Origin of the sequence: Mesorhizobium sp. M0140, assembly GCF_040322475.1 — a bacterium.
Taxonomy (GTDB): domain Bacteria; phylum Pseudomonadota; class Alphaproteobacteria; order Rhizobiales; family Rhizobiaceae; genus Mesorhizobium.
This window is the reverse complement of sequence record NZ_JAMYTM010000001.1, coordinates 383,026-406,850: the sequence shown is the minus strand read 5'-3', so window position 1 is coordinate 406,850 and position 23,825 is coordinate 383,026. Positions and strand designations below refer to the sequence as shown.

18 protein-coding genes and 1 tRNA gene are annotated in these 23,825 nt (G+C 61.7%); 9 read left to right on the top strand and 10 right to left on the bottom strand.

From position 1 onward, the window contains the following. Positions 1–64: 64 nt before the first annotated feature. The 3 genes from NKJ37_RS01935 (at position 65) to NKJ37_RS01925 (ending at position 1,077) form a co-directional block, all read left to right on the top strand. Positions 65–409 (top strand): VOC family protein, encoded by a 345-nt coding sequence (locus tag NKJ37_RS01935; RefSeq protein WP_127290804.1) that lies wholly within the window; start codon positions 65–67, stop codon positions 407–409. A gap of 128 nt (positions 410–537) precedes the next feature. Then, positions 538–612, top strand: a tRNA-Gln gene (locus tag NKJ37_RS01930). Positions 613–852: 240 nt separating this feature from the next. Next, positions 853–1,077 (top strand): Hpt domain-containing protein, encoded by a 225-nt coding sequence (locus NKJ37_RS01925; RefSeq protein WP_352550787.1) that lies wholly within the window; start codon positions 853–855, stop codon positions 1,075–1,077. A 15-nt stretch (positions 1,078–1,092) separates the two neighbouring features. Here the strand turns inward: NKJ37_RS01925 and NKJ37_RS01920 are convergent, their stop codons facing one another. The 6 genes from NKJ37_RS01920 to NKJ37_RS01895 form a co-directional block, all read right to left on the bottom strand. Continuing rightward, positions 1,093–2,517 (bottom strand): glycosyltransferase family 2 protein, encoded by a 1,425-nt coding sequence (locus tag NKJ37_RS01920; protein WP_127269369.1) that lies wholly within the window; start codon positions 2,515–2,517, stop codon positions 1,093–1,095. Next, positions 2,517–3,554, bottom strand: a complete 1,038-nt coding sequence (locus NKJ37_RS01915; RefSeq protein ID WP_352550791.1) for a HEAT repeat domain-containing protein — start codon at positions 3,552–3,554, stop codon at positions 2,517–2,519. Before NKJ37_RS01915 ends, NKJ37_RS01920 begins: the two co-directional genes overlap by 1 nt. Before the next feature lie 2 nt (positions 3,555–3,556). Further along, positions 3,557–5,299: a YaiO family outer membrane beta-barrel protein gene (locus NKJ37_RS01910; protein WP_352772343.1), complete on the bottom strand. Its 1,743-nt coding sequence runs from the start codon at positions 5,297–5,299 to the stop codon at positions 3,557–3,559. Next, positions 5,299–5,691 (bottom strand): response regulator transcription factor, encoded by a 393-nt coding sequence (locus NKJ37_RS01905; RefSeq protein WP_127270163.1) that lies wholly within the window; start codon positions 5,689–5,691, stop codon positions 5,299–5,301. The genes NKJ37_RS01910 and NKJ37_RS01905 overlap by 1 nt, the downstream gene beginning before the upstream one ends. Before the next feature lie 276 nt (positions 5,692–5,967). Continuing rightward, positions 5,968–6,345, bottom strand: a complete 378-nt coding sequence (locus tag NKJ37_RS01900) for a response regulator (protein WP_292566459.1) — start codon at positions 6,343–6,345, stop codon at positions 5,968–5,970. Between the two features lie 5 nt (positions 6,346–6,350). Next, a complete protein-coding gene (locus NKJ37_RS01895; RefSeq protein ID WP_352550795.1) occupies positions 6,351–8,786 on the bottom strand; it encodes a hybrid sensor histidine kinase/response regulator in 2,436 nt (811 codons plus the stop codon). Positions 8,787–9,071: 285 nt separating this feature from the next. Between NKJ37_RS01895 and NKJ37_RS01890 the strand changes: the two genes are divergently transcribed. Together NKJ37_RS01890 and NKJ37_RS01885 are read left to right on the top strand one after the other, a co-directional pair. Continuing rightward, complete coding sequence (locus tag NKJ37_RS01890; protein WP_352772339.1) at positions 9,072–11,162, top strand: O-antigen ligase family protein; 2,091 nt, start codon at positions 9,072–9,074, stop codon at positions 11,160–11,162. Between the two features lie 168 nt (positions 11,163–11,330). After that, complete coding sequence (locus NKJ37_RS01885) at positions 11,331–12,203, top strand: phytanoyl-CoA dioxygenase family protein (protein ID WP_352550799.1); 873 nt, start codon at positions 11,331–11,333, stop codon at positions 12,201–12,203. Positions 12,204–12,289: 86 nt separating this feature from the next. Here the strand turns inward: NKJ37_RS01885 and NKJ37_RS01880 are convergent, their stop codons facing one another. Beyond that, complete coding sequence (locus NKJ37_RS01880) at positions 12,290–13,189, bottom strand: LysR family transcriptional regulator (RefSeq protein ID WP_127290810.1); 900 nt, start codon at positions 13,187–13,189, stop codon at positions 12,290–12,292. A gap of 128 nt (positions 13,190–13,317) precedes the next feature. Between NKJ37_RS01880 and NKJ37_RS01875 the strand changes: the two genes are divergently transcribed. The 4 genes from NKJ37_RS01875 to NKJ37_RS01860 all read left to right on the top strand — a co-directional run bounded on the left by NKJ37_RS01875 (position 13,318) and on the right by NKJ37_RS01860 (position 18,194). Continuing rightward, positions 13,318–15,057: an ABC transporter substrate-binding protein gene (locus tag NKJ37_RS01875; protein ID WP_352772336.1), complete on the top strand. Its 1,740-nt coding sequence runs from the start codon at positions 13,318–13,320 to the stop codon at positions 15,055–15,057. A gap of 526 nt (positions 15,058–15,583) precedes the next feature. After that, positions 15,584–16,816, top strand: coding sequence for a polysialyltransferase family glycosyltransferase (locus NKJ37_RS01870; protein ID WP_352772333.1), 1,233 nt, complete (start codon positions 15,584–15,586; stop codon positions 16,814–16,816). A 36-nt stretch (positions 16,817–16,852) separates the two neighbouring features. Then, a complete protein-coding gene (locus NKJ37_RS01865; RefSeq protein WP_352772331.1) occupies positions 16,853–17,734 on the top strand; it encodes a hypothetical protein in 882 nt (293 codons plus the stop codon). A 91-nt stretch (positions 17,735–17,825) separates the two neighbouring features. Next, on the top strand, positions 17,826–18,194 hold the full coding sequence (locus NKJ37_RS01860) for a VanZ family protein (protein WP_352772328.1): 369 nt from the start codon (positions 17,826–17,828) through the stop codon (positions 18,192–18,194). Between the two features lie 648 nt (positions 18,195–18,842). Here the strand turns inward: NKJ37_RS01860 and smc are convergent. The 3 genes from smc to NKJ37_RS01845 all read right to left on the bottom strand — a co-directional run bounded on the left by smc (position 18,843) and on the right by NKJ37_RS01845 (position 23,817). After that, positions 18,843–22,304 carry a chromosome segregation protein SMC gene (gene smc / locus NKJ37_RS01855; protein WP_352721745.1) on the bottom strand — a complete coding sequence of 1,154 codons (3,462 nt, stop codon included), beginning with the start codon at positions 22,302–22,304 and terminating at the stop codon, positions 18,843–18,845. 105 nt (positions 22,305–22,409) lie between these two features. Next, a complete protein-coding gene (locus NKJ37_RS01850) occupies positions 22,410–23,153 on the bottom strand; it encodes a DsbA family protein (protein WP_352442782.1) in 744 nt (247 codons plus the stop codon). Positions 23,154–23,316: 163 nt separating this feature from the next. Then, positions 23,317–23,817, bottom strand: coding sequence for a DUF721 domain-containing protein (locus NKJ37_RS01845; protein ID WP_127290824.1), 501 nt, complete (start codon positions 23,815–23,817; stop codon positions 23,317–23,319). Positions 23,818–23,825 lie beyond the last annotated feature (8 nt).

Here is a 23,825-nt window from a genome sequence, read left to right as displayed (position 1 = left end):
GGCAAAATGACTTGCCATTCCGAGGTTTTTGATGTAGAACATAAAGGGAACAAACAGGTGCGCCATGAAACTGCCCGGAAAACTCGACTATCTGGAAATGCCCGCGACCGGTGGAACGCTGGACCGGCTGAAGGCTTTCTACAGTACTGCCTTTGCCTGGTCGTTCACCGATTATGGGCCGACCTATTCGGCCTTTGCCGAAGGCCTGGACGGAGGCTTCCAGGCAGATGCCGCGGAAGCGCCATCAAAGCCGCTGCCCGTGCTCTACAGCAGGGATCTGGAGCAAACCCTCGACGCTGTCGAAAGCGCCGGCGGCACGATCGTCAAACCGATCTTCCCGTTCCCCGGCGGCCGGCGCTTCCACTTCGTCGATCCAGCCGGAAACGAGATGGCGGTGTGGTCCGAATAGCCCGCTGCATATCATTTGGCAGTGCTGCGTTGCCTGCCCAATTCGAGCGTTCCAACCGTCACTCATAAGGATTGTGCTTTTTGGCTGCTCTGCTAATAACGCGCCGCACAAGCGACTCTGACGGCAATTGGGGCGTCGCCAAGTGGTAAGGCATCGGTTTTTGGTACCGACATTCCCAGGTTCGAATCCTGGCGCCCCAGCCAAACACCTTTCTAGTGATGGCGGAGCGGCCGCCCATAGCACAGGCATGCCGGTGTCGTTGCAGACCAGCCTGGCGCCGTTCTCCTCTGACAGGAGATCGTGCTCGACAAACAGTCCGTTCCAACCCGCGCCGCTTTCTGCTTGAATACCCTCGACGTCCCGCAATGGAGCATCGCCCTATCTCAAACGATCCCTTCGCTTCCTTGCAGCAACGTTTCCTTGCCCGGTGTGCGGATCGGCTCGTGGAGTTGAAGGCCGCCCGTGAGAGGAGGGCTGTGCCCGGCAGCAGTTCCGACGATACGCTGATCGGGATCGCCCACTCGCTGGCGGGTGGGGCCGGAACGTTCGGCTTTCCGGGTATCAGCGTGCGAGCGTCCGAGCTTGAGACGCTGCTGATCGAGCGATCGGATGTCGCACATACTGCGCTCGATGCGCTTATTGCGGAGATCGAGCGGACGCTGAAGTGACTCAACCGAAGAGGCTCACTTCTTCGGTCCAGTCAGGCCGGTCCTGGTCATCTCGCCCCAGCTCTGGTCGGCGCGCAGATATTGCCACCAGCCCTTCACGCGCCAGAAATTGTTGAGCTGGCGGTAGCCGAAATTCTCGATCACCGCCACGGCCGTGAGCACGGCAAGGTCCCGCGCGCGCGGAAAACGCTGAAGCTCGGCTTCTTCGAGAACCAGCGAACACACGCTCACGCAAACGCCGTAGGTGAAAACCAGCGACGTGAATGCCAAGAGATATTCGGTCGAGAGGATGCCGAGTAGCCAGAAGGCCGGGATCAGCACATAGCCCAGCACCTCCGATATCGGCCCAAGCACATCGACAATCAGTATGTGACCAAATCCGAGGAAGCCGACCCGCCCATAGCGGGGGTTGAAGAGCATGGAGCGGTAGCGGAAGAAGCACTCGAGCGCACCGCGCTGCCAGCGCGTGCGTTGCCTGGCCAGAACGCGCAGTGACTCGGGTGCTTCTGTCCAGCACACCGGCTCCGGAATGAACTGGATGCGGTATTTGCGTTTGGTGTCCATCATGTGGCGATGCAGCTTGATCACAAGGTCCATGTCCTCGCCCATCGATCCCTTGGTGAAGCCGCCAACCGCCACCACTTCGGCGCGGCGGAACACGCCGAAGGCGCCGGACACCAGCATCAACGTGTTGATGCGGCTCCAGGCCAGCCGTGCCATAAGGAAGGCCCGCAGATATTCGACCACTTGGAACAGTGCCAGCAACCGGCTGGGCAGGCGGATCTCGCGCACCCTGCCCGCTTCGATCCTCGATCCGTTGGCGATGCGGATCGTGCCGCCGACGGCGATGGTGCGCTCGGGATCGTCGATGAAGGGCTGGGCCGCGCGCATCAGTGCGTCGGGCTCGAGGATGGAGTCGCCGTCGATCACACAAAAGAGAGGCGCGCGGCAGACATTGACGCCGGCATTCTGGGCATCGGCCTTGCCGCCATTTTCCTTGTCGACCACGAACAGCCGTTCTGTCATCGGCGAGGAATAGAGGCCGCGGATCGGCTTGTGTGTCAGGGCCTCCTCATAGGGTCGGTGGAATTTCACCAGTTTGAAGCCTTCGATAAGGCGCTGCAGAGTCTGATCCTTCGAGCCGTCGTTGATGACGATGACCTCGAAATTCGGATATTCGAGCGCCAGCATCGAGTGCACGCTCTCGACCACATTCACTTCCTCATTGTAGGCGGGCACCAGCAGCGCGATCGGCGGCGCTACGTCGCCATAGCGGTGCCACAGCAGAGCCGAACGCGCGACCGGCGGGCGCTTGGACAGGGCGTAGGCGGCGATGATGAGCTGCAGCAGGTAGATCGCCGTCTGCGCCAGCCCCGCCCCGATGATGAACCAGGACAGGATGGAGGCCCCCAGAACGATCTCTTGGCTCCAGTCGAACATCAGGTGGCTGGCCCCTCGGCAAGGATCAGCGAGGCTGTGCGCTGCCTGCGCGAGACGTCGCTGGCGGCGATCTCGCGCAGCACCTGCTCTCCCTTCTGGCCAAACGAGCGGAGCGCGTTGGCAGCGGCATAGCGCACAGTCCATGCCTCGTCGTCCATAAGCTGCGCGAGGGGCGGGGCGAGTTCAGACAGGCCGAGGCGGCCCGCCGCATCGGCAGCGTCGGCGCGTACATCCCAGCCGCCATTTTCCATCGCCTTGATCAGGATGGCCGGCGCATTGGCATGTCCGGTCAGGCCGAGTGCCCGCAATGCGGCTGCGGCAACCTCCGATGACGGATCGCCGGCCGCGCGAGCAAAGAACTCACCAAACCGGAACCCGCCGTTGCGGGCAAGCGCATCGATTGCGGCCGCCCTGATGAAAGGCACCGCGTCCTGACGTCCGGCGTAATCCCTGAGTTCGTCGAACCGCTTTGGCGGAAAGCGCCTGAAAAGCTCGATCAGGCGTCGCGAGCGCTGTCCCGCCACGCCGATCTTGCGCAGCGTTATGACGAGCGGCGGCAAAGCGCCGAGATCGCAGAGCGCGATCGCGACGGCGATCCTGACCTCACGTGATCCGTCGCGGTCGAGTGCCGAAAGCAGGCTTGCCACCGCGTTTTCCGAACGCAGGGCCGCCAGCATCTCGGCCGCGTGGATGCGTTCGGCGCCGTTGCCTTTTTCCAGTTGGGTGCCGACAAGCGCCGGCAGGCCACATTCGTTGAAGGCTGAGAGGAGCTCGTCGTGCTCCTCGCCGCGCAACAGCGAAATAAACTCGAAGCCGGCATCGACCGCCACCCTCGCCGGCACCGCGAGCAGCGCCGTCTTCAATGCCTCGCGATCCCGATTTTCGGTGAAGGCGATCAGCGCCGTCAGAAGAAGGCGCCGCTGATCGGCGCTCGCCGTCCCCCGGCGCTCGTGCAGCACTCGGCGCGCGATCAGCAGAAGCATGATCGCCAGGGAAAGGGCACTGAGCAGGATGGATAGGTGCCAGATGTACAACATGATCAGAACCGCGTGGTTAGGCCGAGCCCGAATATGGTTCGGTCGAATGTCGGGCGCTGCTCATGGGCGAGGCTGCCGCGCAGCGTCAGCGGATCGGTGACGTCCCAGGAGATTCCGGTAAAGACGGTACGCGTCGGCACCAGCGTGCCGTCGGAGATCTCGGGGGCATCCGCATAGCCACCGAACACATTGACTCTCGGGGTAACTGCAAGATCGGCCCGCAGCACATAACCATCGGCGCGCGTGCCGATATCGTCGGCTGCGTGGACCCAACGTGCCGAAAGCCCCAGCCGGCCGTCCAGGACATAGACTTGCACCCAGGGCGAGATGGTGGAGACCTCGGCGGTGGCGAAATTGTCATAGCGAGCATCGATGTTGAGCGAGAACGGGCCGAGCGCTTTCGCGGGCGCCATGATCCGCCACGAAGCGCCGGCCCCGACCGAATATCGTGCCAGGAAGTCGGCATCCGGCGTCGCCGCTGCCAGCACATAGGCCGAAACCGTGGGCGAAAAGGCCTGGTCGATACGGCCATCAATCTGAACATTGGTGCGACCGTAGCGAGTCGCCATCCGGGTGCGGCCCGAAATGGTCGTCTGCGGGGTGAGCCGATAGGCAAGGCCGGTCGAACTGTCTGTCCAATCACCAAGTCCATCGGTGAGGTCGCTCACTTCGCTACCGATATCGAGCCGCCATTTGCGCGGCGGTGACGCAGCTAGTCTCTGCTCGATGTCGCGCGAGCCGGGTTCGAGGGCAAGCGCCTGCCGGTAGGCATCGCGCGCGGCGTCGTCGTCGCCACGGGCGCGGCGCACATCGCCGATTCCCACCAGCGCTTCGGCATTGCGAGGATCGATCGCCAGAACCCGCTGAAACGATTGCTCAGCCCGCGTGTAATCCTGCTCGATCAGGGAAATCCGCGCGTCGAGGCCGAGCGCCTCGGCATTGTCAGGCACAGTGCCAAGCACGTCATCAACCGTTGCGCGGGCGCGCGGCACGTTGCCCTGCCAGATCGCCAGGCGGACCTTGCCGAGGCGGGCGTCGAGAAGGCCGGGCCTGATTGCCAGCGCCTGGTCGAAGAAATGCCCGGCCTCGTCGAATTTCTGTTGGGAGCCCGCCACGAGACCCATGGCGACCAGGATGTCGGTGTTTTTAGGCGCCAGCCGCAGCGCTCGGCGATAGGCGTTCTCCGCCTCGGGCAATTGTCCCGCCGCCCGCAATCTCTGGCCCTTCTCCATCAGGCCGGCGACAGGATCCGGCCGCGGCGGGCGCAGCTTCTTCCTCGCGGTCGCAGGCTTCTGCTTGCTGCTGTCGGCCTGCTGGGCCTTGCGGATGTTGGCGACAAGCATCGCCGCGTCGGCATTGCCCCGCTCGGCACGCGACACCTCTTCTGCCAGTTGCAGCGCGGCGTCCAGATTGCCTGAGCGGAACTCGACCTGAGCGATGCCGAAGCTGGCATCCAGATAGGTCGGCGCAAGCCTAAGCGCCCTGGAAAAGGCTTCACGCGCCGCCGGCAGATTGTTGCGGCCAAGCTCGGCGAAGCCAAGTTGCACCAGGGCGTCGGCATTGTCGGGCTTGAGCGCCAGCGCACGCCGCAACAGCTCCGCCGCCTCGTCGAAATGCTGGGCTTGCCTGGCCTTGACGCCGGAAGCGTACAGTTCATCGACCGCCTGGGCCAGCGCGGCGGCAGGCGCCGATTCAACCGCCAGGAAAACGCATGCCGCAAGGACAGCGCGACGGCCACGCCACATCAGCGTTTGCCGCTCTTGCGCGCCAGCAGGCGCGCAAGCCGGGCCAGGAGCTCCTCGGGAATGAAGGGTTTCACAAGGTAGTCGTCGGCTCCCTTCTCAAGGGCCGAGACGATGTCCCTTTCGCCCTTGCGGGCGGTCAGCATGACAACCGGGATTTCCGACAAAGCCGGGTCGCTCTTGATGCGGGCAAGAACCTCCAGGCCGTCGGCCTTGGGCATCATCGCATCGAGCACGATGATGTCCGGCGCCTCATGCTCCGCCTTCAAGAGCGCTTCCGCCCCGTCTATGGCCTTGATGACCTCGTATCCCTTTGCCCTGAGCCTGAATTCCATCAGTTCGAGCAAGAGGGGATCGTCATCGCAAATCAGAACTCTTGCCTTCGCTCCGTTCACCAGCCTTGCTCCGGTTCGCGCCTCGTTTTGCCGCTTGCCCCCCGGAGTGATTGATCCATGAACCGACGTCCGCCAACGCGGTTCATGCAGACAGACACATTCTTCTCAATCTCTCGCCTAGCTCCGCCGATGCCGCGCGATTATAGACAACCTGATTCGCTACGCCTGCACCTCGGCACAATCAGTAGATGAATAAGGCGACATGGTATAGGAGCCGTGAACGGCGTCGCACAGTCTGCAGCCAGACTGCGCTCGGTGCCCACGCCAAACGTCGGCTCAGGCGCGCGATAGAAGCAATCTTTTGACTTCACCGGCAAGCGCAAGCGGGTCGAACGGCTTGGCGATCACCCCTACCGCCCCCATCGCCAGATAGCGTTCGACTTCATGCGTCTGGGTGCGCGCGGTGATGAACACCACAGGTATCGAAGCCGTCGGCCCGGACTCGGCCAGGCGCCTCAGCGTCTCCGGCCCATCCATGTCCGGCATCATTACGTCGAGCAGAATGAGGTCGGGCCGCCATTCGGCGGCATCGACCAGCGCCTGCATGCCGGACGGGCAGGACCGCACCTCGAATTCCGGCTCGAGCTCCAGCGACATCTGGGCGATTTCGCGGATATCGTCCTCGTCATCCACATAGAGAATCCTTGCGGGCATGAGCGTCACTCCTTGGCGTGCGCGGCAGGTTGAGTGCGGGGCGAAACCAACATGCTCCTGACCAGCTTTGCCACATCGATTTCCGACGCCCTGGTCTTGGTCATGATGGCCTGCACGCGATCACCTAGTTTCTGGTCGAGCTCCGCCGCCGAAAACACTATGACCCCGGTCTCGAGCGGCAGATCGGCCAGCAGGTCCAACCCCGAGCCGTCGGGGAGTGCAATATCCAGGATAACCAGGTCGAAGAGATGCCGCGCGATCGCCTCCCGGGCGTCCTTGAGCGTCTTCGCCGAAGTAATCGAGACACCCGAACCCAACCCCTCCGACATCACCGCAAGCACGCCCTCATCGTCCTCGACATGGAGAATCTTCGGCCTCTGCTCGGTCCTGCCAGCAAGGATCTTGGCAAGGGCGGCGTGAAGCCGCTTTGAATCCACCGGCTTCTCCAGCCAGTCGACGATACCGACGGCGCTGCCGTTGAGCGAACGCCTGGCCTCATCGGCAACGGCGGAGATGACGATGACCGAAATGTCGGAATTCACCGGCGATGCCCTAATGTCATGGAAGAGTTTGATGCCGGATTCCCCCGCCAGCTTGATATCGAGGGTCAAGGCCACGTATTCGCGGGACCGCAGAAGCGCCTTTGCGGTGGCGATATCGGGTGCGACGTCGCTGGAAAAGCCTTCCGCATCCAAGAGTGCCGCAATCACTGCGGCGACGTCGGTCTCGTCTTCACAGATCAGAACCCGTAGGCGGCCATCGGGCTTCCGTGTCAGGTGCGGTGGCGGATACGGCCTTGGGTGGTGCCTGCGTACTTCTGCAAGGTCCACGTGGAACGAGGTTCCCTTGCCTTCCTCGGTTTCGAAGGAAACGGCTCCGCCCAGTTTTTCGGTAATGGCCTTGACGATGCTCAAGCCCAGGCCGGTGCCGCCTATCTTACGGGTGCTGGAGGCGTCGGCCTGCTCGAATTTTCCGAATATACGGCCGCGGAAAGCCTCCGGGATGCCAGCGCCCTGGTCCATCACGGAAATCCGCAGCATGTCGTGGTCATGACGCTGGAATTTCACTGTGACAGTACCGTCGGCATGCGAGAACTTGATCGCATTCGACAGGAGGTTCGCCATCACCTGATGCAGGCGATCCGGATCGATGTTGGCCTCGGCGCGCGGGGCATCGTCGATCAGAACGATCCTGATCCGGCTGTCAGCCATGTAGTTGGAGCTGGCGGCAATGGCCTGCTCCAGGACCTGACGGACAGGCATCTGCTTGATCTTGAAGGTGATCACGCCCGATTCGATCTTCTCCATATCCAGAATGTCGTTGATGAGAAGAACCAGCCTTTCGCTGTTGGTGTGCGCGATGTTGACGAGATTGGCGGCCTTGGGCGGCAGTTCGCCGGCCACACCGGCCGCGATCAGGCCAAGCGAGCCGCGGATGGAGGTCAGCGGGGTCCGCAATTCGTGGCTGACCGTGGAAATGAAATCGTTCTTGAGCTGGGCGGTGCGCTTCTGCTCGGTGATGTCGCGATTGTAGGTGATGACGCCGACGATCTTGCCGGCCTCGTCGCGAAAAGGGGCCTTGAGCGTGTAGAGCCAACCTTGCCGCCCATCGGGGAAAAGCGCGGGCTGGTCGATCCGCAACGTCTGCCCGGCCTCCAGCGCGCCCATCTCATCCTGCCGGAAGCGTTCGGCCACCTCCCTGGGGTAGAAATCGAAATCCGTCTTGCCGATCAGATCGTCGACCGAAGCGGCGCGAACCATTTCGGCGGTGGCGGGGTTGGCGGCGATGAAGCGGCCGTCGACATCTTTTATGTTCAGGCAATCCGGCAGTTCGCGAACCATGGCCCGGTAGGTCATGTTGGACATCAAGAGCTCCCGCCGGCGCTGCTGCCGGTCGAGCAGGACGCCGATGATGATTGTGCTGAGAAAGCGGAATACGAGGGAGGGGAACGTGCTCTGCTGCACAAGGCCCGTGACGGCTTGCGCCGGGATGACCAGGAGCGTGATCAGCCCGGCGAGAGCGACCGTTACGCCCAGACCGAATATGTCGTACATGGTGCGCGATCGGGCCGCGACGATGTGGTGCCACGCAATGCCTACGATTGCGGTAATGAGGATACCCATGACACCAGCACCCGCACCCTGCCCGCCGAGATGGACGCGATAAACAATGGAGCCGACCGTGGCGATGAGCATTGCCGGCCATCCGCCAAAGAACGCGGCAGCAGCAATGAAGGCGGCGCGCAGATCGACGACGAAGCCGGAGACGGACAGGGCAGTCGCCATGGAAATGATCGCGCCCACGCACATGACCATGCCGAGAAGCAGCGACTGCATCCGCCGCGAGAGACGCCCGGTGAAGTCCGCCACAAGGTCCCAGGCGACCACGAGGATGGAGACCAGGGCAAGGTTGGCGAGGAGTGAGTGCCAGATGTCGGTCATGACTTCGGCTCCTTTTTTCCGATAAATACCGACAAAACCTATCCGAGGTCTAAAGAACCTGCCCGGCCATGCCGTTCTATTCCCTTTGGGGCACATGGGACCCGAGAGTACCTTCCATGAAGCCGATCAGCTAATATTCGACTGCGTCATAAAATCAGATGAGCCAACGCCATGCGGCAAATTCGGGTCAGCATTTGCACATGATCTGGACAGTGTCGCCTTGAACATCTCCTTCTTTCCATACATAGGTCGGCCAGGTGGGTGGCGGCTCAACATGGAACTTCAATGAACCTTCCTATCTTCGCCATCAACCTCGATCGCGAGACCCAGCGCTGGAGCGAATTGCTCGCCAGCGCCGAAGCGGCAGGACTGACCTTGCAGCGCATTGCCGCCGTCGACGGTCGGGCGCTTGCTGAAAAAGACTGGACGGAGATCGATCTGCCAGCCGCGCGCAAGCTGAGCGGGCGCGACATCCTTTCGGGCGAATATGCCTGTTACCGCAGCCATATCCAGGCGCTGGAGGCATTCCTCGCGGGTGGCGGCGCCTATGGCCTGATTGTCGAGGACGACGTCCTCTTCAGCGAAAACACCATACGGCGCATCGAGGCCATCATCGCGGCGGTGCCGGATTTCGACGTCATCAAGCTGACCAACCATCGCATGAGCTTCTTCATGCGCGCCGTCGAGACGACGGAAGGCGACGAGATCGGTCGTGCGCTGCATGGCCCGCAAGGCTCGGCCGCCGCCTATCTGGTGACGCGGGAGGGCGCGCAGGGTCTGTTGTCGGCGCTCGCCGTTATGAAAATGCCATGGGACGTTGCACTCGAGCGCTTTTGGGATACCGGCCTGAAAGTCTATTCGGTCCGCCAAAACGTGCTTGGCTTCGCCGCCAGCAGTGGGATCTCGGGCATAGCCGGCCCCTCGGGAAGCTACAAATCCGCAAGGCTGGGCGGGCCGAGCCGGCTACGTGCCGGGGTGTTGCGGGCCAGCGACGAGCTGCGCCGCCTGCATCACGTCCTGCTGCCGCCCCCTCTGCCGCGAGATGCCCTGGATGATGCCAAGGACAACGCGCCGCGCCACACCTTGCTTCTGTTGCTTGCGGCACTCGCCATTCTCGCTTTGGTCTCCGCGGTGTGGCGCGAGGCCGACACCTACCGCTATGCGGGCCTGGCGCTGGCCCTGTTCGCGGTCATCCGCTGGTTCAGAGTGGATTTGTGGACCTACAGCAAACCGCTGATCGGTTGGGTCGGCTTTCTGTGTCTGGGCTGGTCGCTCTATGTCTTCATCCGACTGGCGATCGTCTATTTCGGCACCCACCAGTTGGGTGGCGCCGAAGGCATTTACATGTTTCCGCTGTTCTACGCGACGACCGGCTTCGCGTTTCTGCTGTTTGTCAGGCAACCCGCACGGCTCGTGCTCTGGTTCATGATCCTCAGTCTCGTCTTCCTGGCGGCGGACACCTTCTATTCGGACATGTTTCAAGGCATCCAACCGGCCCCCTGGCTTTTCAACAATCCCATCCACGCGTCGGTGGCGGCCGGTTTCATCTTCCTCTGCACGCTGCAATTCATGGCCTACTCGGCCCAGAGAACGGACCTCGGGAAAGTAACCAAGAACCTGCATTGGGTCCTGTCGACAGCCGTCCTGCTGCTTGCCCTCGTCAATATCATCGAGATGCGGTCAAAGGGAGTGTGGCTTGCGCTTGCGCTCGCTCTGCTCTTGTTGGCGGTCATGACCCTGGCGAGAGGCCATCGTCGCGAACTGTTGGTTTCGGGTGGCGTGCTGGTGATCGTGGCGGCCGGCATTGTCGCAGCACACAACATCTTCTCGTCCACCGCCGACGATACCATGGCCTTCGTCAAAACCTTGGTTCCGGATGTGTTCAGGCATGGCATCCTCCCCGCCTTCGATCGCGCCATCGCGAGCGATGCGGTGCCACTTGCAGCCAAGGAAAGGCTGATGCTGTGGGCGGATGCGATCAATATCTGGAAACGCCACCCGATCTTCGGAGCCAGTTCCAGTTGGCTGACCGAGTGGGAGAACAGAACCTATCATCCCATGATCTTCAACGTCTTCCACAATGGTTATCTGGAGATTGCCGTGCGCTATGGTGTGGTCGGACTGGCGTTCTTTGCCTTTCTCTACACCTGGTCGGCCAGGCAGGTTCTACTGGCCATGCGAGCCAAGCTTGTCGCTCCGGCCGCATGGTCCTGCTACATTTCCACACTGGTCTTCTTCGCCCTAACCATCCTTACCAATTCCAACAACCGGCTGGCCATGGGTGAGGCCTTCATGTGGTTTGCCGCGGCGTTCGGCTTCTACTGTTTTTATGTTCGCCAGCAGAAGAACCTTGTCGCGCCGCGGACCTATTTTTAGGGCCTGCCGGCGCAGCACGTATCTGACCAGCCGATTGCGACCAATGCACCTTTGACGCCCCGCTCAATTTCCCGATAATCGGGAAAGTCGATGCCAAAATCCATGGCTTATCGCCGGCAACCCCTTCGTTACGATCGACACAGATCACAGACGGGGGTTGTCACGGACATGCTGACGGACAGGCAGGCACGCGAGGCGGTGGAGCAGTACCGCGAGGAAGGATACGCGGTCGTTCGACAATTCGTCGACGGCGACGAGATGATCCGGCTGAAGAAGGAAACCGATGCGGTCTATGCCGAAGGCCTCAAGCATCACGCCACCTTCCGGAACGGCAACCTGAATTTCCAGATCCTGCCTGAATCGGACTTTGGCCAACGCTATGTGCTGCAGGCTTACTGGTTTTCCTGGATCAATTCCTATTTCGAAGCATTCCGCCGCAATCCCGACTATCTGAAGCTGCTCGAGGGCCTGATCGGCCGTGACATAAGGCAGATCGCCCAACAGCTGCACTGGAAGCCGCCCGGCGCCAATGTCACGGGTTATCGCTTCCACCAGGATCTGCGCTTCCGTAACCAGGCCGCCTTCGACAATGTCGCCGACGCCACCGTGACAACAGGCCTCGCGGTCGATCGGGCGACGCTGGACAATGGCTGCCTCCAGGTCGTGCCCGGCAGCCACAAGCTCGGCTATCTCGGCCTGTCGGACGAGGGAACCGGCGAACTGATGAAGGGCCTGACCGCCGAAGAAGAGTTGCGCAAGGTCGGCATCGACCCGGCGACCATCGTTCCGCTGGTGCTGGAGCCGGGCGACCTTGCTTTATGGGGGCTGCTTACCGTGCACGGCTCCTCGCCCAACAAATCGCAGCACGACCGGGCCTTTGCGCTGTCCAGCTATGTGCGGGCCGATACGACGCAACGTGGCGAATGGGCGTTCAGGGACGGTGTTTCGGTGCCGCTCGGCAAGACGCCGGCACTGTGCAAATACGAAAAGCTCTTCGAGGAGCCGGGGCCGATGTACGACACCACCGCCTGGTGGAAATGACGCCGCGTCGGGCGACGGGGGCAGAGGGGGCCTGGCGTTCGCGCCAGGCCCCTGACGGCGTTGGCCATGGGCAATCGCGCAGCATTTCAGGCGGTGAAGTCGGCCGACAGTTCGCGGATCAGGAAGTCGACGAACGCGCGCACCTTGGCCGCAATATAGGTGCGGTGCGGATAGAGCGCGTAGATCGGGCTGGAGCCAGGGCGAAACTCATCCAGTTGCACTTCCAGCCGGCCGTCCCTGATCGCAGCGTCGACCAGCAGGCTGGGCAGGTTGCCGATGCCGAAACCGGCGGTGGTCATCTGGTAGGCAGCCTCGACGCTGTTGGTCGAGATGCGCCCGCCGACAGCCGCGTCGAAAGGGCCGTCGGGTCCGATAAATGGCCACGTGCCAAGGCGCTTGGCGAAATTGCTCAGCACGCAGGAATGGCTTGCCAGCTCATCCGGGTGGACCGGACGGCCGTTTGCATCCCAATAATCGGGCGTGGCGCAGACATAGTTGCGGACTTCACCAAGCCGGCGGGCAATCAGGGCGGAATCCGCCTGACCGCCGAAGCGGATGGCGACATCGTAGCCTTCCTCGACAATGCCGACGACATAACGCGCGGTGAGGTCGAACTCGATCGTGGTGAGCGGGTTTTCTTCGAGGAATTTCGGCACCAGCTTGGTTATGCGCGTGTGGCCCAGAACATTGGAGCAGGAAACCCGGATCAGGCCCCGCGTCTCCTTGTGCAGGCCGCGCGTCGAATCCTGCAGTTCGGAAATGTCGTCGAGCAGGCTGCGCGCACGCGGAGCATAGTCGCGGCCCGCCTCGGTGAGGCTAAGACGCCTTGTGGTGCGATTGATGAGCCGGACGCCGAGGTCGTCTTCCAGTTCCTTGATGGTGCGGCTGACCGCCGTCGTCGACATGTTGAGATCGCGCGCCGCCGCCGACAGGCTGCCCAGCAGGCAGACCCGATCGAACACCCGCATCGCCGTCAGAAGATTCATCTTGCCTTTCCCTCGCCGTCGCGGCCCCGCCGCCATCGGCTGCGTCCTGTAGAAAACAGCGACCAGCAACGACGCGGCAAGGGCATTCCACCGAATTTGGGCGTAAAATCAACAATGGGAGAACCGATATGACATCCAGACCTCTTCATCCGGCGATCGGCACATTTGCGAAAGGCGCGAAGAGCGGCGCGCTTGGCCGCCGCGAGTTCCTGGCGCTGGCCAGCGCCTTCGGCGCCAGCACGGCGATTGCCTATGGGCTCATCGGTCAGCCGGTCCCGGCGCTGGCCGAGGAAGCCGCCCAACCCAGGAAGGGCGGCGTGCTGCGTGTTGCCATGCAGGTGATGGAGCTGGAAGACCCGCGCAAGTTCAAGGTTTCGCAGATGGGCAACATCGCCATGCAGTTTCTCGAACCGCTGGTGCGCTGGAAGCCGGATTTCACCTTCGAGCCGGTGCTGCTGCAGAGCTGGGAGATCAATGCGGACGCCACGGAATATGTGCTCAAGGTGCGCCCGGGGGTGAAATGGTCGAACGGCGACGATTTCACCGCCACGGATGTCGCCTTCAACATCACGCGCTGGTGCGAGAAGGATGCCGCCGGCAACTCGATGGCCGGGCGCATGACCGCGCTGATCGATCCCGACACCAAGGTGGCGCGCACTGGTGCCATCGAGGTTCGCGATGAGCACACCGTGGTCCTGAAACTGTCTCAGCCCGACATCACCATCATCCCGGCGATGACCGACTACCCGGCATTGATCGTCCACCACACCTTCAATCCGAAGGCAGCGCCACTGTCGGCCAACCCCGTTTCCACGGGTCCATTCGAGCTTAAAAGACTCGATGTCGGCGTTGCTGCTTCGGTGCGCAAGCGGCCGGACGGGTCGTGGTGGGGCGGCGAGGTGTTCCTCGACGGCATCGACTGGACCGACTACGGCACCGACTCGGCCGCCACCGTCTCCGCCTTCGAATCCGGTGAGATCGACCTGAATGGGCAGACGCAGTCCTATGACGTCGCCATGCTCGACAGGCTGGGCCTGAAGAAAAGCGAGATCGTCACTGCCGCCACCCTGGTCTCGCGCTGCAACGTCAACGCCAAACCCTATGACGACAAGCGCGTGCGCAACGCCATACAGCTTGCGGTCGACAACGAAGCGGTGCTGCAACTGGGCGCCGACGGCATGGGTATCGTCGCGCAGAATGATCATGTCGGACCGATGCATCCCGAACACGCCGACCTGCCGCCGATCAAACGTGATCCGGTCCGGGCCAGGGCATTGCTCGAGGAAGCCGGCCAGCTCGATTTCGAGTTTGATCTGATCTCGGTCGAAGCCGATTACCGCAAGGAAAGCTCCGATGCCGTCGCCCAGCAGATGCGCGACGCGGGCTTCAAGGTGAAACGCACCGTCATCCCGGAATCGGCATTCTGGAACGACTGGACGAAGTATCCCTTCGCGACCACCAATTGGAACGCCCGACCGCTCGGCATCCAGACCTATGCGCTTGCCTACCAGACCGGTTCGGCATGGAACGAGACAGGGTTCGCCGATCCCGACTTCGATGCCAAGGTCCACAAGGCCAACGCCATCGCCGATCCAAAGCAGCGCCGTGCGGTGATGAAGGAACTGCAGGTCATGCTGCAGGATTCCGGCATCATCGTTCAGCCCTACTGGCGAAAGCTGTTCTGCAGATGCATCAGGCCTATGAGCAGGATTTCACCCGGGCCTGGCTCGCCGCCTGATCGCGGGCAATCCCTCCGACAGGGTGGCGCATTTTCGGCGCCGCCCTTCGCCTGCTCACCGGGAAAGTTGCGCCGAAGCGTCGGCATCAAGGGCATTCGAGGAGCAGTGCGGGCTTCGCATCGGGCATGATGCGCAGGTGCGGCCACACGCGCCATGCCTTGGCAGGTCGGCCGGGATTCCGGGCCACCGCACCGGACCGGTTGGCACATCAAGCGGGTGAAACTTTTTGGTTTCCGCCTCTGTCATCATCAAGCTCCGGTTCATGGCTGGAGCTTACTTTTGACTGATGGAAGTGAAACCCGCTTTCCCGGGCAACGACCTTCCCGAAAACCGGGAGAATTGCGCTCCTTGGTGCCGACGGGGAACCGAAGCAGCAAGACGACCCGCATGAGCGGTCAGCCGCACCGGGTGTTTTTGCCGGATCTCAACAGGTCTCTGCCGCTCAGTTGAAGTGAATTCGCCGGCCTGTTGTGCGGAACTCCAGCCTGTCTTGGACGTTGGACACATCTGCAAGATATTTCCTGCTGACGCGATAGGCAGTATTATGAAGCGGGTGGGACGCCCCGAGCCACACGGCCTGTCGGACATGAAGCAATTTTCCGGTTGAGATCGCGGAACATGCAGCGTTATTTCCATCCGATCTGGAGATCTTAAATTGCCAGCTCGAATATGCTGCGTCTTTGGCAGCTGGCAATTGCTCAGCCTGGTTGCCTCACTTCGCCAATCAATAATGGATGGAAGCTCCCCGGCGGATGAGGAGCATGAGGATTACCTTCTGCTCTATGAAACGGCCGGCGTTTCCGAGCATTTCAAGACCGGTCTTGCTGAACTTGCGTCTGCAGTATGGACCTGGAGACGGATCATATGGGCGTACGACCTTCTGACGTCCGAGCGTAAATATGGGCAACTGCAAATTTTCCGGGTCCATCGTCTGATCCGAGACACAATTGGTCTCGACGCGAGTACCGCAGCTGAAATCTGGGCCTGCTTCGTTAACCGGCCATCGGAAAAAATACTGCTGGACTCATACCCAGAAGCCAAGATCATTTTGTATGAGGATGGCTTGACGTCATACCTTCCATTCGAAATGTCAACCACGTCACGGCCGCCAGGCACCAGGTTTAGACGGCGCATCACCGGAGCCTTGATTGCAGGACTCTCTACAATTTCACCGGCGTTCCGACTGAGGAAAGCGGCCGACAAGATAGAAAGACACCATCTGAGGCGGGTGACAAAGTTTTATTCTTTGCTTCACGAAATCCCCATTCACGATGCTCTGGAGAACGTACCAAGATTTCAGGTCGGCGCTTCGCTGATGCGCGACGTAATAGATCAAGCCTGCAGGGATGCGCTTTCCGGCGGCAAACATTGCCGTGCGTCAGCCAACCCACGGATCCTGCTGCTCGGCCAAGCATTGTCGCGAAACGGCATAATGTCGTACGCGCAAGAGGCGGCGATCTATAGACGAATTGCGGAGCAGATCGTCGAGAGGGGATACGACGTCGTCTGGAAGGAACATCCAAGAATAAGCACGCCCTTCTTCCCCGAATTGCTGGATACGGTCGGCAATGTGACGGCCGACGCCAGCACCAGGATCATGGAGGCGAGCCTCCCACACATATATCCGATAGAGCTTGTCGTATCCCGGATGAACATTGTTGGGTGCGTCTCCGGCACGTCAGCTGCCCTTCTCTACCTGAAGTGGCTTTACGGCATCAAAACATACACATTCGCGGAAACCTTGATCCCCCTGATGACCGGCGCGGATATTCTAATGAGCGAAATGGTGAAAGCCCATGCGGAGCCCTTTTCAGGGCTCCAATCTTTGAACGCAACCAAGGATCCGTTGAAAGGCGGCAGCCCGAACAGGTTGAACACGATCCTCTGAATCCAACTCAGGCAAACTCGATCTGAGACACCATCGATGTCAAAGCCGCTTTCAGTCCTTCAACGTGCCACCAGGGCCGACGTTCGATCGGAGCCGTTTCCACACATCATCCTGCGCGACGCCCTTCCCCTCGATCTCTACCAGGAGTTGGCCGACACGTTTCCCGCTCCGGAAGCGCTCGAAATCGATACGCGCCGCAACAACACCAGATGGGACTATGAGGCCCACCGCATTCGGTCGAACGAAGCTGTGCCGCAAATATGGCGCGATTTTATCGCCTACCATGTATCTCAAGCATTTTTCGCCGAGATCGCCGAACTGTTCTACGACGATATTCACAAGCTTTACCCTGATTATTACCCCAATTATGAACGCCTCAAGAATATGAAAGCGGGCATCAGGTTTAGTGACACCTATGCAACGCGCGACATACTGATGGATGCGATGCTCAGCGGGAACACGCCGGTAACCGATGCCGGATCGGTGCGGACAAGCCACATCGACAATGGCGACAAGCTATTTTCTGGCCTGTTTTATATAAGGCCGGAAGATTATGATGCCGTTGGCGGGGACCTGACAATTAGTCGTTTCAAGTCCAAATACGCCACACTGAAAGCCAAAGCGACACTCTTCAATGATGCCTATGTCGACGACATCCATTTGGAATGCATCGAAACAGTTAAATACGACAAGAACATTCTTGTATTGTTCATCAATTCGATTGAATCGGTCCACGGCGTCACAGTCCGCCAACCCACCAACAAATCCCGGCTTTTCGTCAACCTGGTTGGAGAAGTCGAAAAGCCATTCTACATCAAAGGAAAAAAGATACGGCCGCGCTACGTCCCGGCGCATCAAAACCAGGATGAGGCGGAACAGACCTGGCTGAAAAGGCTCAAGCAAAAATTGCGGCTTTGAAAGACAACGCCGTCGATCTGAGTTTGAGCCTGAACCGCCAATACCGAGCCGGATTCGACCTTTGCGGCGGCCAGGCACAGATTGGAACAGAATGAGATTTTATCCAGCCGCCGAACGGATCGCTTTTTTCGGCACGCTTATCGCTGTTCTTGCCCTTGCATTGCTGCCTATACCCCGACTCGAGGAGTATGGGATCGATATCGGTTTCCGGTCCGACAAGCTGAACCACGCCGGCGCCTTTGCCGTCATGACTTTCCTTGGAGGGCTCGGCTGGCCCGATCGCAAGACAAGGCTGATCGTCTTCCTCGCCATGGTTGGAGCGGCGATCGAGGTCCTCCAGGGCACGACGCTGATACGACGTGATCTGGATGTGTTCGACTGGGTTGCCGATTGCGCCGGCATCGCATGTGGCCTCGTGGCCGTGATCTGTGTGAACTGGATCTTGCGGCGCAGAGGTTGAGCCTGTTGTCAGGCCCGGAGTCCACGGCGTGGCCACAGGAGTTGAATTCCCGCTCCATTGACTCGATGAAATCGGATTGCGACGATCCGATCGGAGAGTGGGCGGGTTTCCCAATCACAGATGGACGAATGAAACTCCGGGTGCGGGCACCTGGACGGTGCCATTCAGCATTGAGGGATGATGACGATCAAGATCAGGCTTCCGGGTGGTGTGTTGAAGGTCAAGCAACGTCATGAACTGCGGCGGCGGGAGTACAAGGGCGAAGTCCCGGTCTGGCAGTGTGGCAAATATTTCGTCATCTGGTGGCCCAGTACAATTCCTGATCGACCCTCCAAGAGCTCGAATACTGACAAGGAGCTTGAAATGACCCTTCCACGACTGGAGAAGGCACGTAAGCTCTATGCATCATGGCTTTGCGAATCAGATTGCCGGGGGGCACACTGAAGGTGAAGACCTACCGCGAACTCCGTGATCGCGAGCGGGATCGCAGGGTGCCTGTGCTGAAGCTGGGATCACTCTATTTCGTCTGGGCTTCGGCCAAACTGCATTCGCACAAACACAATCCGACGCTCTGATTTTTTTGCCGGGGTTCACACTTTTCCCTGAAATCGCTCCAGAGCCGCCCATTCGCAGGTAGCGCGACCTGGGTCAGCTTGCCTCGCGCATCGCTTCGGCCGCCTGCAGGTCGACCGACACCAGCTGACTGACGCCCTGCTCGGCCATGGTCACGCCGAACAGCCGGTTCATGCGCGCCATGGTGATGGGATTGTGGGTGATGATGACGAAGCGCGTCTCGGTGGTGGCGGCCATCTCGTCCATCAGGTTGCAGAAGCGTTCGACATTGTGGTCGTCGAGCGGCGCGTCGACTTCATCGAGCACGCAGATCGGCGCCGGATTGGTCAGGAACACAGCGAAGATCAGCGACATCGCCGTCAACGCCTGCTCGCCACCGGACAGCAGCGTCATGGTCTGTGGCTTCTTGCCGGGCGGGCGGGCAAGGATTTCGAGACCGGCCTCGAGCGGATCGTCGGATTCGATCAGCTGCAATTCCGCCGTGCCGCCGCCAAACAGATGCGAGAACAGCCGCTGGAAATGCCCGTTGACGACCTCGAAGGCGGCCAGCAGCCGCTCACGGCCTTCGCGGTTGAGGCTCTGGATCGCCTGCCTGAGCTTGCGGATCGCCTCGATGATGTCCTCGCGCTCCGACACGATCGCCTCCAGCCGGTCGGATAGCTCCTTCTGCTCCTCCTCGGCGCGCAGATTGACGGCGCCGAGCCGTTCGCGCTCGATCTTCAGCCGATCGAGCTGACGCTCGATCTCGGCCATTTCAGGCATCGGGCTGTCAGCCTCAAGACCGGTGTGGCGGATGACCAGATGCGGTGGTGTGTTCAGCGTCTCCTGGATGCGCGCCTCGACCTCCAGCCGGCGTTCGTCGGCTGCGGTCAGCCGCTCTTCGGCGCGAACGCGGGTCTCGCGCGCCTCGGCCAGGAACTGGATGGCGCCGGCGGCGGCCTTGTCCAGTTCGGATTGCCGGTTCTCCGCTTCCTGCAAACGGTCGGCCGCCGCCTTGCGCAAGCTCTCGGCCTCGGTGAGCTGCGACAGCAAGGCACGCCGCTTGGCGTCGATTTCATCGGGAGCATCGGCCAGCCGCTCGCGTTCGGCCTCGGCCTCGGCCTTGCGTTCGCCGAGCGATGCGATCTGCGTCGAGGCGTTTTCGGCCCGCTCCAGCCAGTTGCTGCGCTCGGCGCCAATGGCATCGAGCCGGCGCGCGCGCGCCTCGGCTTCGCGCCGCAGCCCCTCATGCACGGCACGCGCATCGGCAAGCGCGGCGCGGTCGCGGGCGACATTGGCCGAGGACTGTTCGAGCTGCAATTGCAGATCGCCAAGATCGGGCGCGTCCTGCAGCAGCATTTCCGCCTCGGCGAAGGCGGCCGAAATCTCCTCATGGCTGTCGACGATGCGGGCGCGCGCTTCATCGAGCGCGGCGCGCCGGCTCTGCAATTCGCCGCCGGCTCTCTCGGCCTCGGCCAACGCATTGCGGGCAGCGTCCAGCCGATGCTGGGCGTCACGACCGGCCTGGCGCGTGTTGCGCTCGGCCTCGCTTGCCAGGCGCAGCGCCTGTTCAGCCTCTCCCAGCGCCTCCTCGGCCTGGCGCAGGACGAGCGTCGCCTGTATCGCCTCGGCATCGAGCTCAGCCAGCCGGTTCTTCTGCGCCAGCCGTTGTGCTGCGGCGGTCGGCGCATCGGCGCTGGCGGTAAAGCCATCCCAACGCCAGAGCGCGCCTTCACGGCTGACCAGCCTCTGGCCGGGAGCAAGCAGCGATTGCAACCGGCGGCCGTCGCCGGCGGTATCGACGATACCGACCTGCGCCAGGCGGCGGGCGAGCTGTGCCGGCGCGTGAACCACGCTGGCAAGGCTTTTTACGCCTTCGGGCAGGGCCGCGTCGCCGGGCTGGATCCCGCTTTCGCCCCAATGCACCGGAGCGCTGCGGTCGAGCGGCACGTCGAGATCTTCGCCAAGGGCCGCACCCAGCGCCGTTTCGAAACCGCGATCGACGCTGATCTGTTCCAACACGGCCGGGAAGAGATCCCCACTGGCGGCATTCAGGATTTTTGCCAGAGTGCGCGCTTCGGTTTCGATCCGTGCCAGCTCGGCCCTGGCATCCTGAAGCGGTGGCCGGGCGGCGCTTTCGACAGCGCGGGCATCGATGACCGACTGCTCGGCCTCGGACACGGCAGCCTCGGCCTCCTCCAGCAGCGCCATGGCCTGTTCGACCAGCACGCGCTTCTCGGCCGGATCGGGCAGGCCAGCGACCTTGGAGAGTATCTCCGACAATTCCCGGTCGACATCGGCAAGCTGACGCGCGAAGCGGTCGCGGCGCTCGGCGGTGTCGCGCAGCGTCCGTTCGATCTGGTTGCGCGAGGCGGCAGCCTCGGCCCGTTCGGCGGTCAGCGCGGCGAGCTTGGCTTCGCTTTGCGAAAGCGTCGACGCCGCCTGTTCGAACGCCGCACGGGTGGTGGCTTCGCGTTCGGCGGCGCCGGCATTTTCCGAATTGAGTGCTGCCTCTTCGGTGCGAAGGCGCTCGAGAATGTCCGCATTGTCGCGGACCATGCGCTCTTCACGTGCGATATCGCCGTCGAGCTGCTGCAGCCGGCGCTCGAGTTCGCTCTGACGGGCGCGGATGCGACCGGCTTCCTCCTCGATCTGCGACTTGGCGATCGACAGGCGCTGGAAGGCAGCGGCGGCGGCGGCTTCCGCGTCGCGCAGGTCCGGCAGCCTATGAGCGCCGATGCCTTGCTCCCTGGCGGCGGCCATCTGGGCTGCGGCGCGGTCGCCGACCAGTGCTGTCGCAACCGCCAGCGCCGAACGTGCCTCGCCTTCCTGGGTCTTGGCCAGTGTCCAGCGCAAATGCAAAAGCGTCGCTTCTGCCTTGCGGATATCGGCCGACAGGTTCTTGAAGCGGGACGCCTGGCGCGCCTGGCGCTTCAGGCTTTCGATCTGGCTTTCCAGCTCGCCGACGACGTCGTCCAGTCGTTCGAGGTTCTGCTCGGCCGCCTTCAGCCGCAGTTCTGCCTCGTGGCGGCGGGTGTGCAGGCCGGAAATGCCTGCCGCCTCTTCGAGCAGCGCGCGGCGTGCCTGCGGCTTGGCCTGGATCAGTTCGCCAATGCGGCCTTGACCGACCATCGACGGCGAACGCGCGCCGGTTGACTGGTCTGCGAACAGAAGCTGCACGTCCTTGGCACGGGCCTCCTTGCCGTTGATACGGTAAAGCGAGCCGGCCTCGCGCTCGATGCGGCGCGACACCTGCAGTTCGTCGGCATCGTTGAAGGCAGCGGGCGCCGAGCGGTCACTGTTGTCGAGGAAAAGCGTGACTTCGGCGGTGTTGCGTGCGGGCCGAGTGCCCGAGCCGGAAAAGATGACGTCGTCCATGCCGGACGCGCGCATGTTCTTGTAGGAGCTTTCGCCCATCACCCAGCGCAGCGCCTCGACAAGGTTCGACTTGCCGCAGCCATTCGGCCCGACAATGCCGGTCAGGCCGCGTTCGATGACGAACTCGCCGGGCTCGACGAAGGACTTGAAACCGAGGAGGCGAAGGCGCGAAAACTTCATTCGCCCCGCCCACTAAGCGGATTTCCGTGATTTTGCGAAAGGAATTCGCGGCACGACAGGAAGCCGCGCACGCCGAAGCGCCGCCGCCTCAGGGCTGACTGGATGTCAGAGCAGAGGGTCGATGATGGCCGACATTTCCTCAATCGACATCGCCCCTTTGTAGGTCTTACCGTTGATGAAGAAGGTCGGTGTCGAGTCGACCTTGAATTCATTGGCGCCGCGCTTCTGGACCGATCTCACATCGTCCAGAAGTTTCTGGTCCGTCAAGCAGGCCTCGAAGGACTCCTGTGTAAAACCGGCGAGCTTCGAGATTTGCAGCAGCGCATCCTTGGTATTCTGAACGCCAACCCAGTTCGCCTGCTGCCTGAACAGGACGTCGACCATAGGGTAATAGTTATCCTTGGCGCAGCGCGCCAGCATAAAACCGGCTTCGGCGCTCGGATCGAACGGGAATTCGCGCAGGATGTAGCGGACCTTGCCGGTGTCGATGTACTTGGTCTTCAGGTCCGGAAAGGTGGTCTCGGCGAAATGCGCGCAGTGTGGGCAGGTCATCGAGGCGTATTCGACGATGGTGACCTTGGCGTCATCCTTGCCAAGCTGCTTGTCGGGCAGCGCACCCGGCTTCATCAGTTCCGCCACATCCACGGTGCCCTGGGCCTCCGGCGCGGTGGCGGCGGCCGGCGTGGCCGCCTTCGCGGGGGCGGCCGGGGCCGCAGGCTTCACATCCGCGGCCTTCGCCTCCTCGCCAGAGTCGCTGCAGGCGGCGAGCAGGGCCACCGCCGGAATGGCGGCCAGCGAAGACAGGACATTTCTGCGAGACAAGCTTTGACCAAACGGGGGACGGTTCATACGAATCACCTGACAAGGGTTGGATTTTGCAATGCAAAGACACGAAAAGGCGAGAGTTGGCGCGAATTAAGGCATCTCGATCCCCAATCCAATCGCGAAACCTGACAAGGGCGATCACGAATGCGAGATATTGACGACGAATCCATGACTTTCTTCAAGACGCCTATGATTTTCTCTCCCCAATAATGGTCGCGCCAAGTTTCTCCAGCGAGGCGCGCAGTTCATCATTATCGACCAGGCCGACAGTTCCCGACAATTTCGTCTTCTCAGCCGCCGTCAGCGGCCTCAGGGCCGGTTTGCGCTTTCCTTTGTCGGCTGTCACCGGCTTCTGCAGGATCCTGATGCGGTTGATGGCGGTGAAGCCGAGGAAGGCGTTGACCCGGTTGATGATCTCGCCCGTCTCGTGCTGCAGATGAAGTGCCGCCATGCCTTCGCAGGCAATGACCAGCACGGCCGGCTCGAACGGATCGTCCTCATGCATACGGCGCGGCCACTGGATTTTTTCGGGGCGCGAATGGCTGGCCAGCCGCGGGCCGGCGATCTCGTCCCATGACTGGACGAGGCCGATCGAAATGCCGGCCCGCTTGCGCAGCACCGGATCGAGGATCCTGGTCGCGAGATCGCTGACCGGGACGGGATTGCCGTAGGGCGTTCTCCCTGCCATGTACGTCC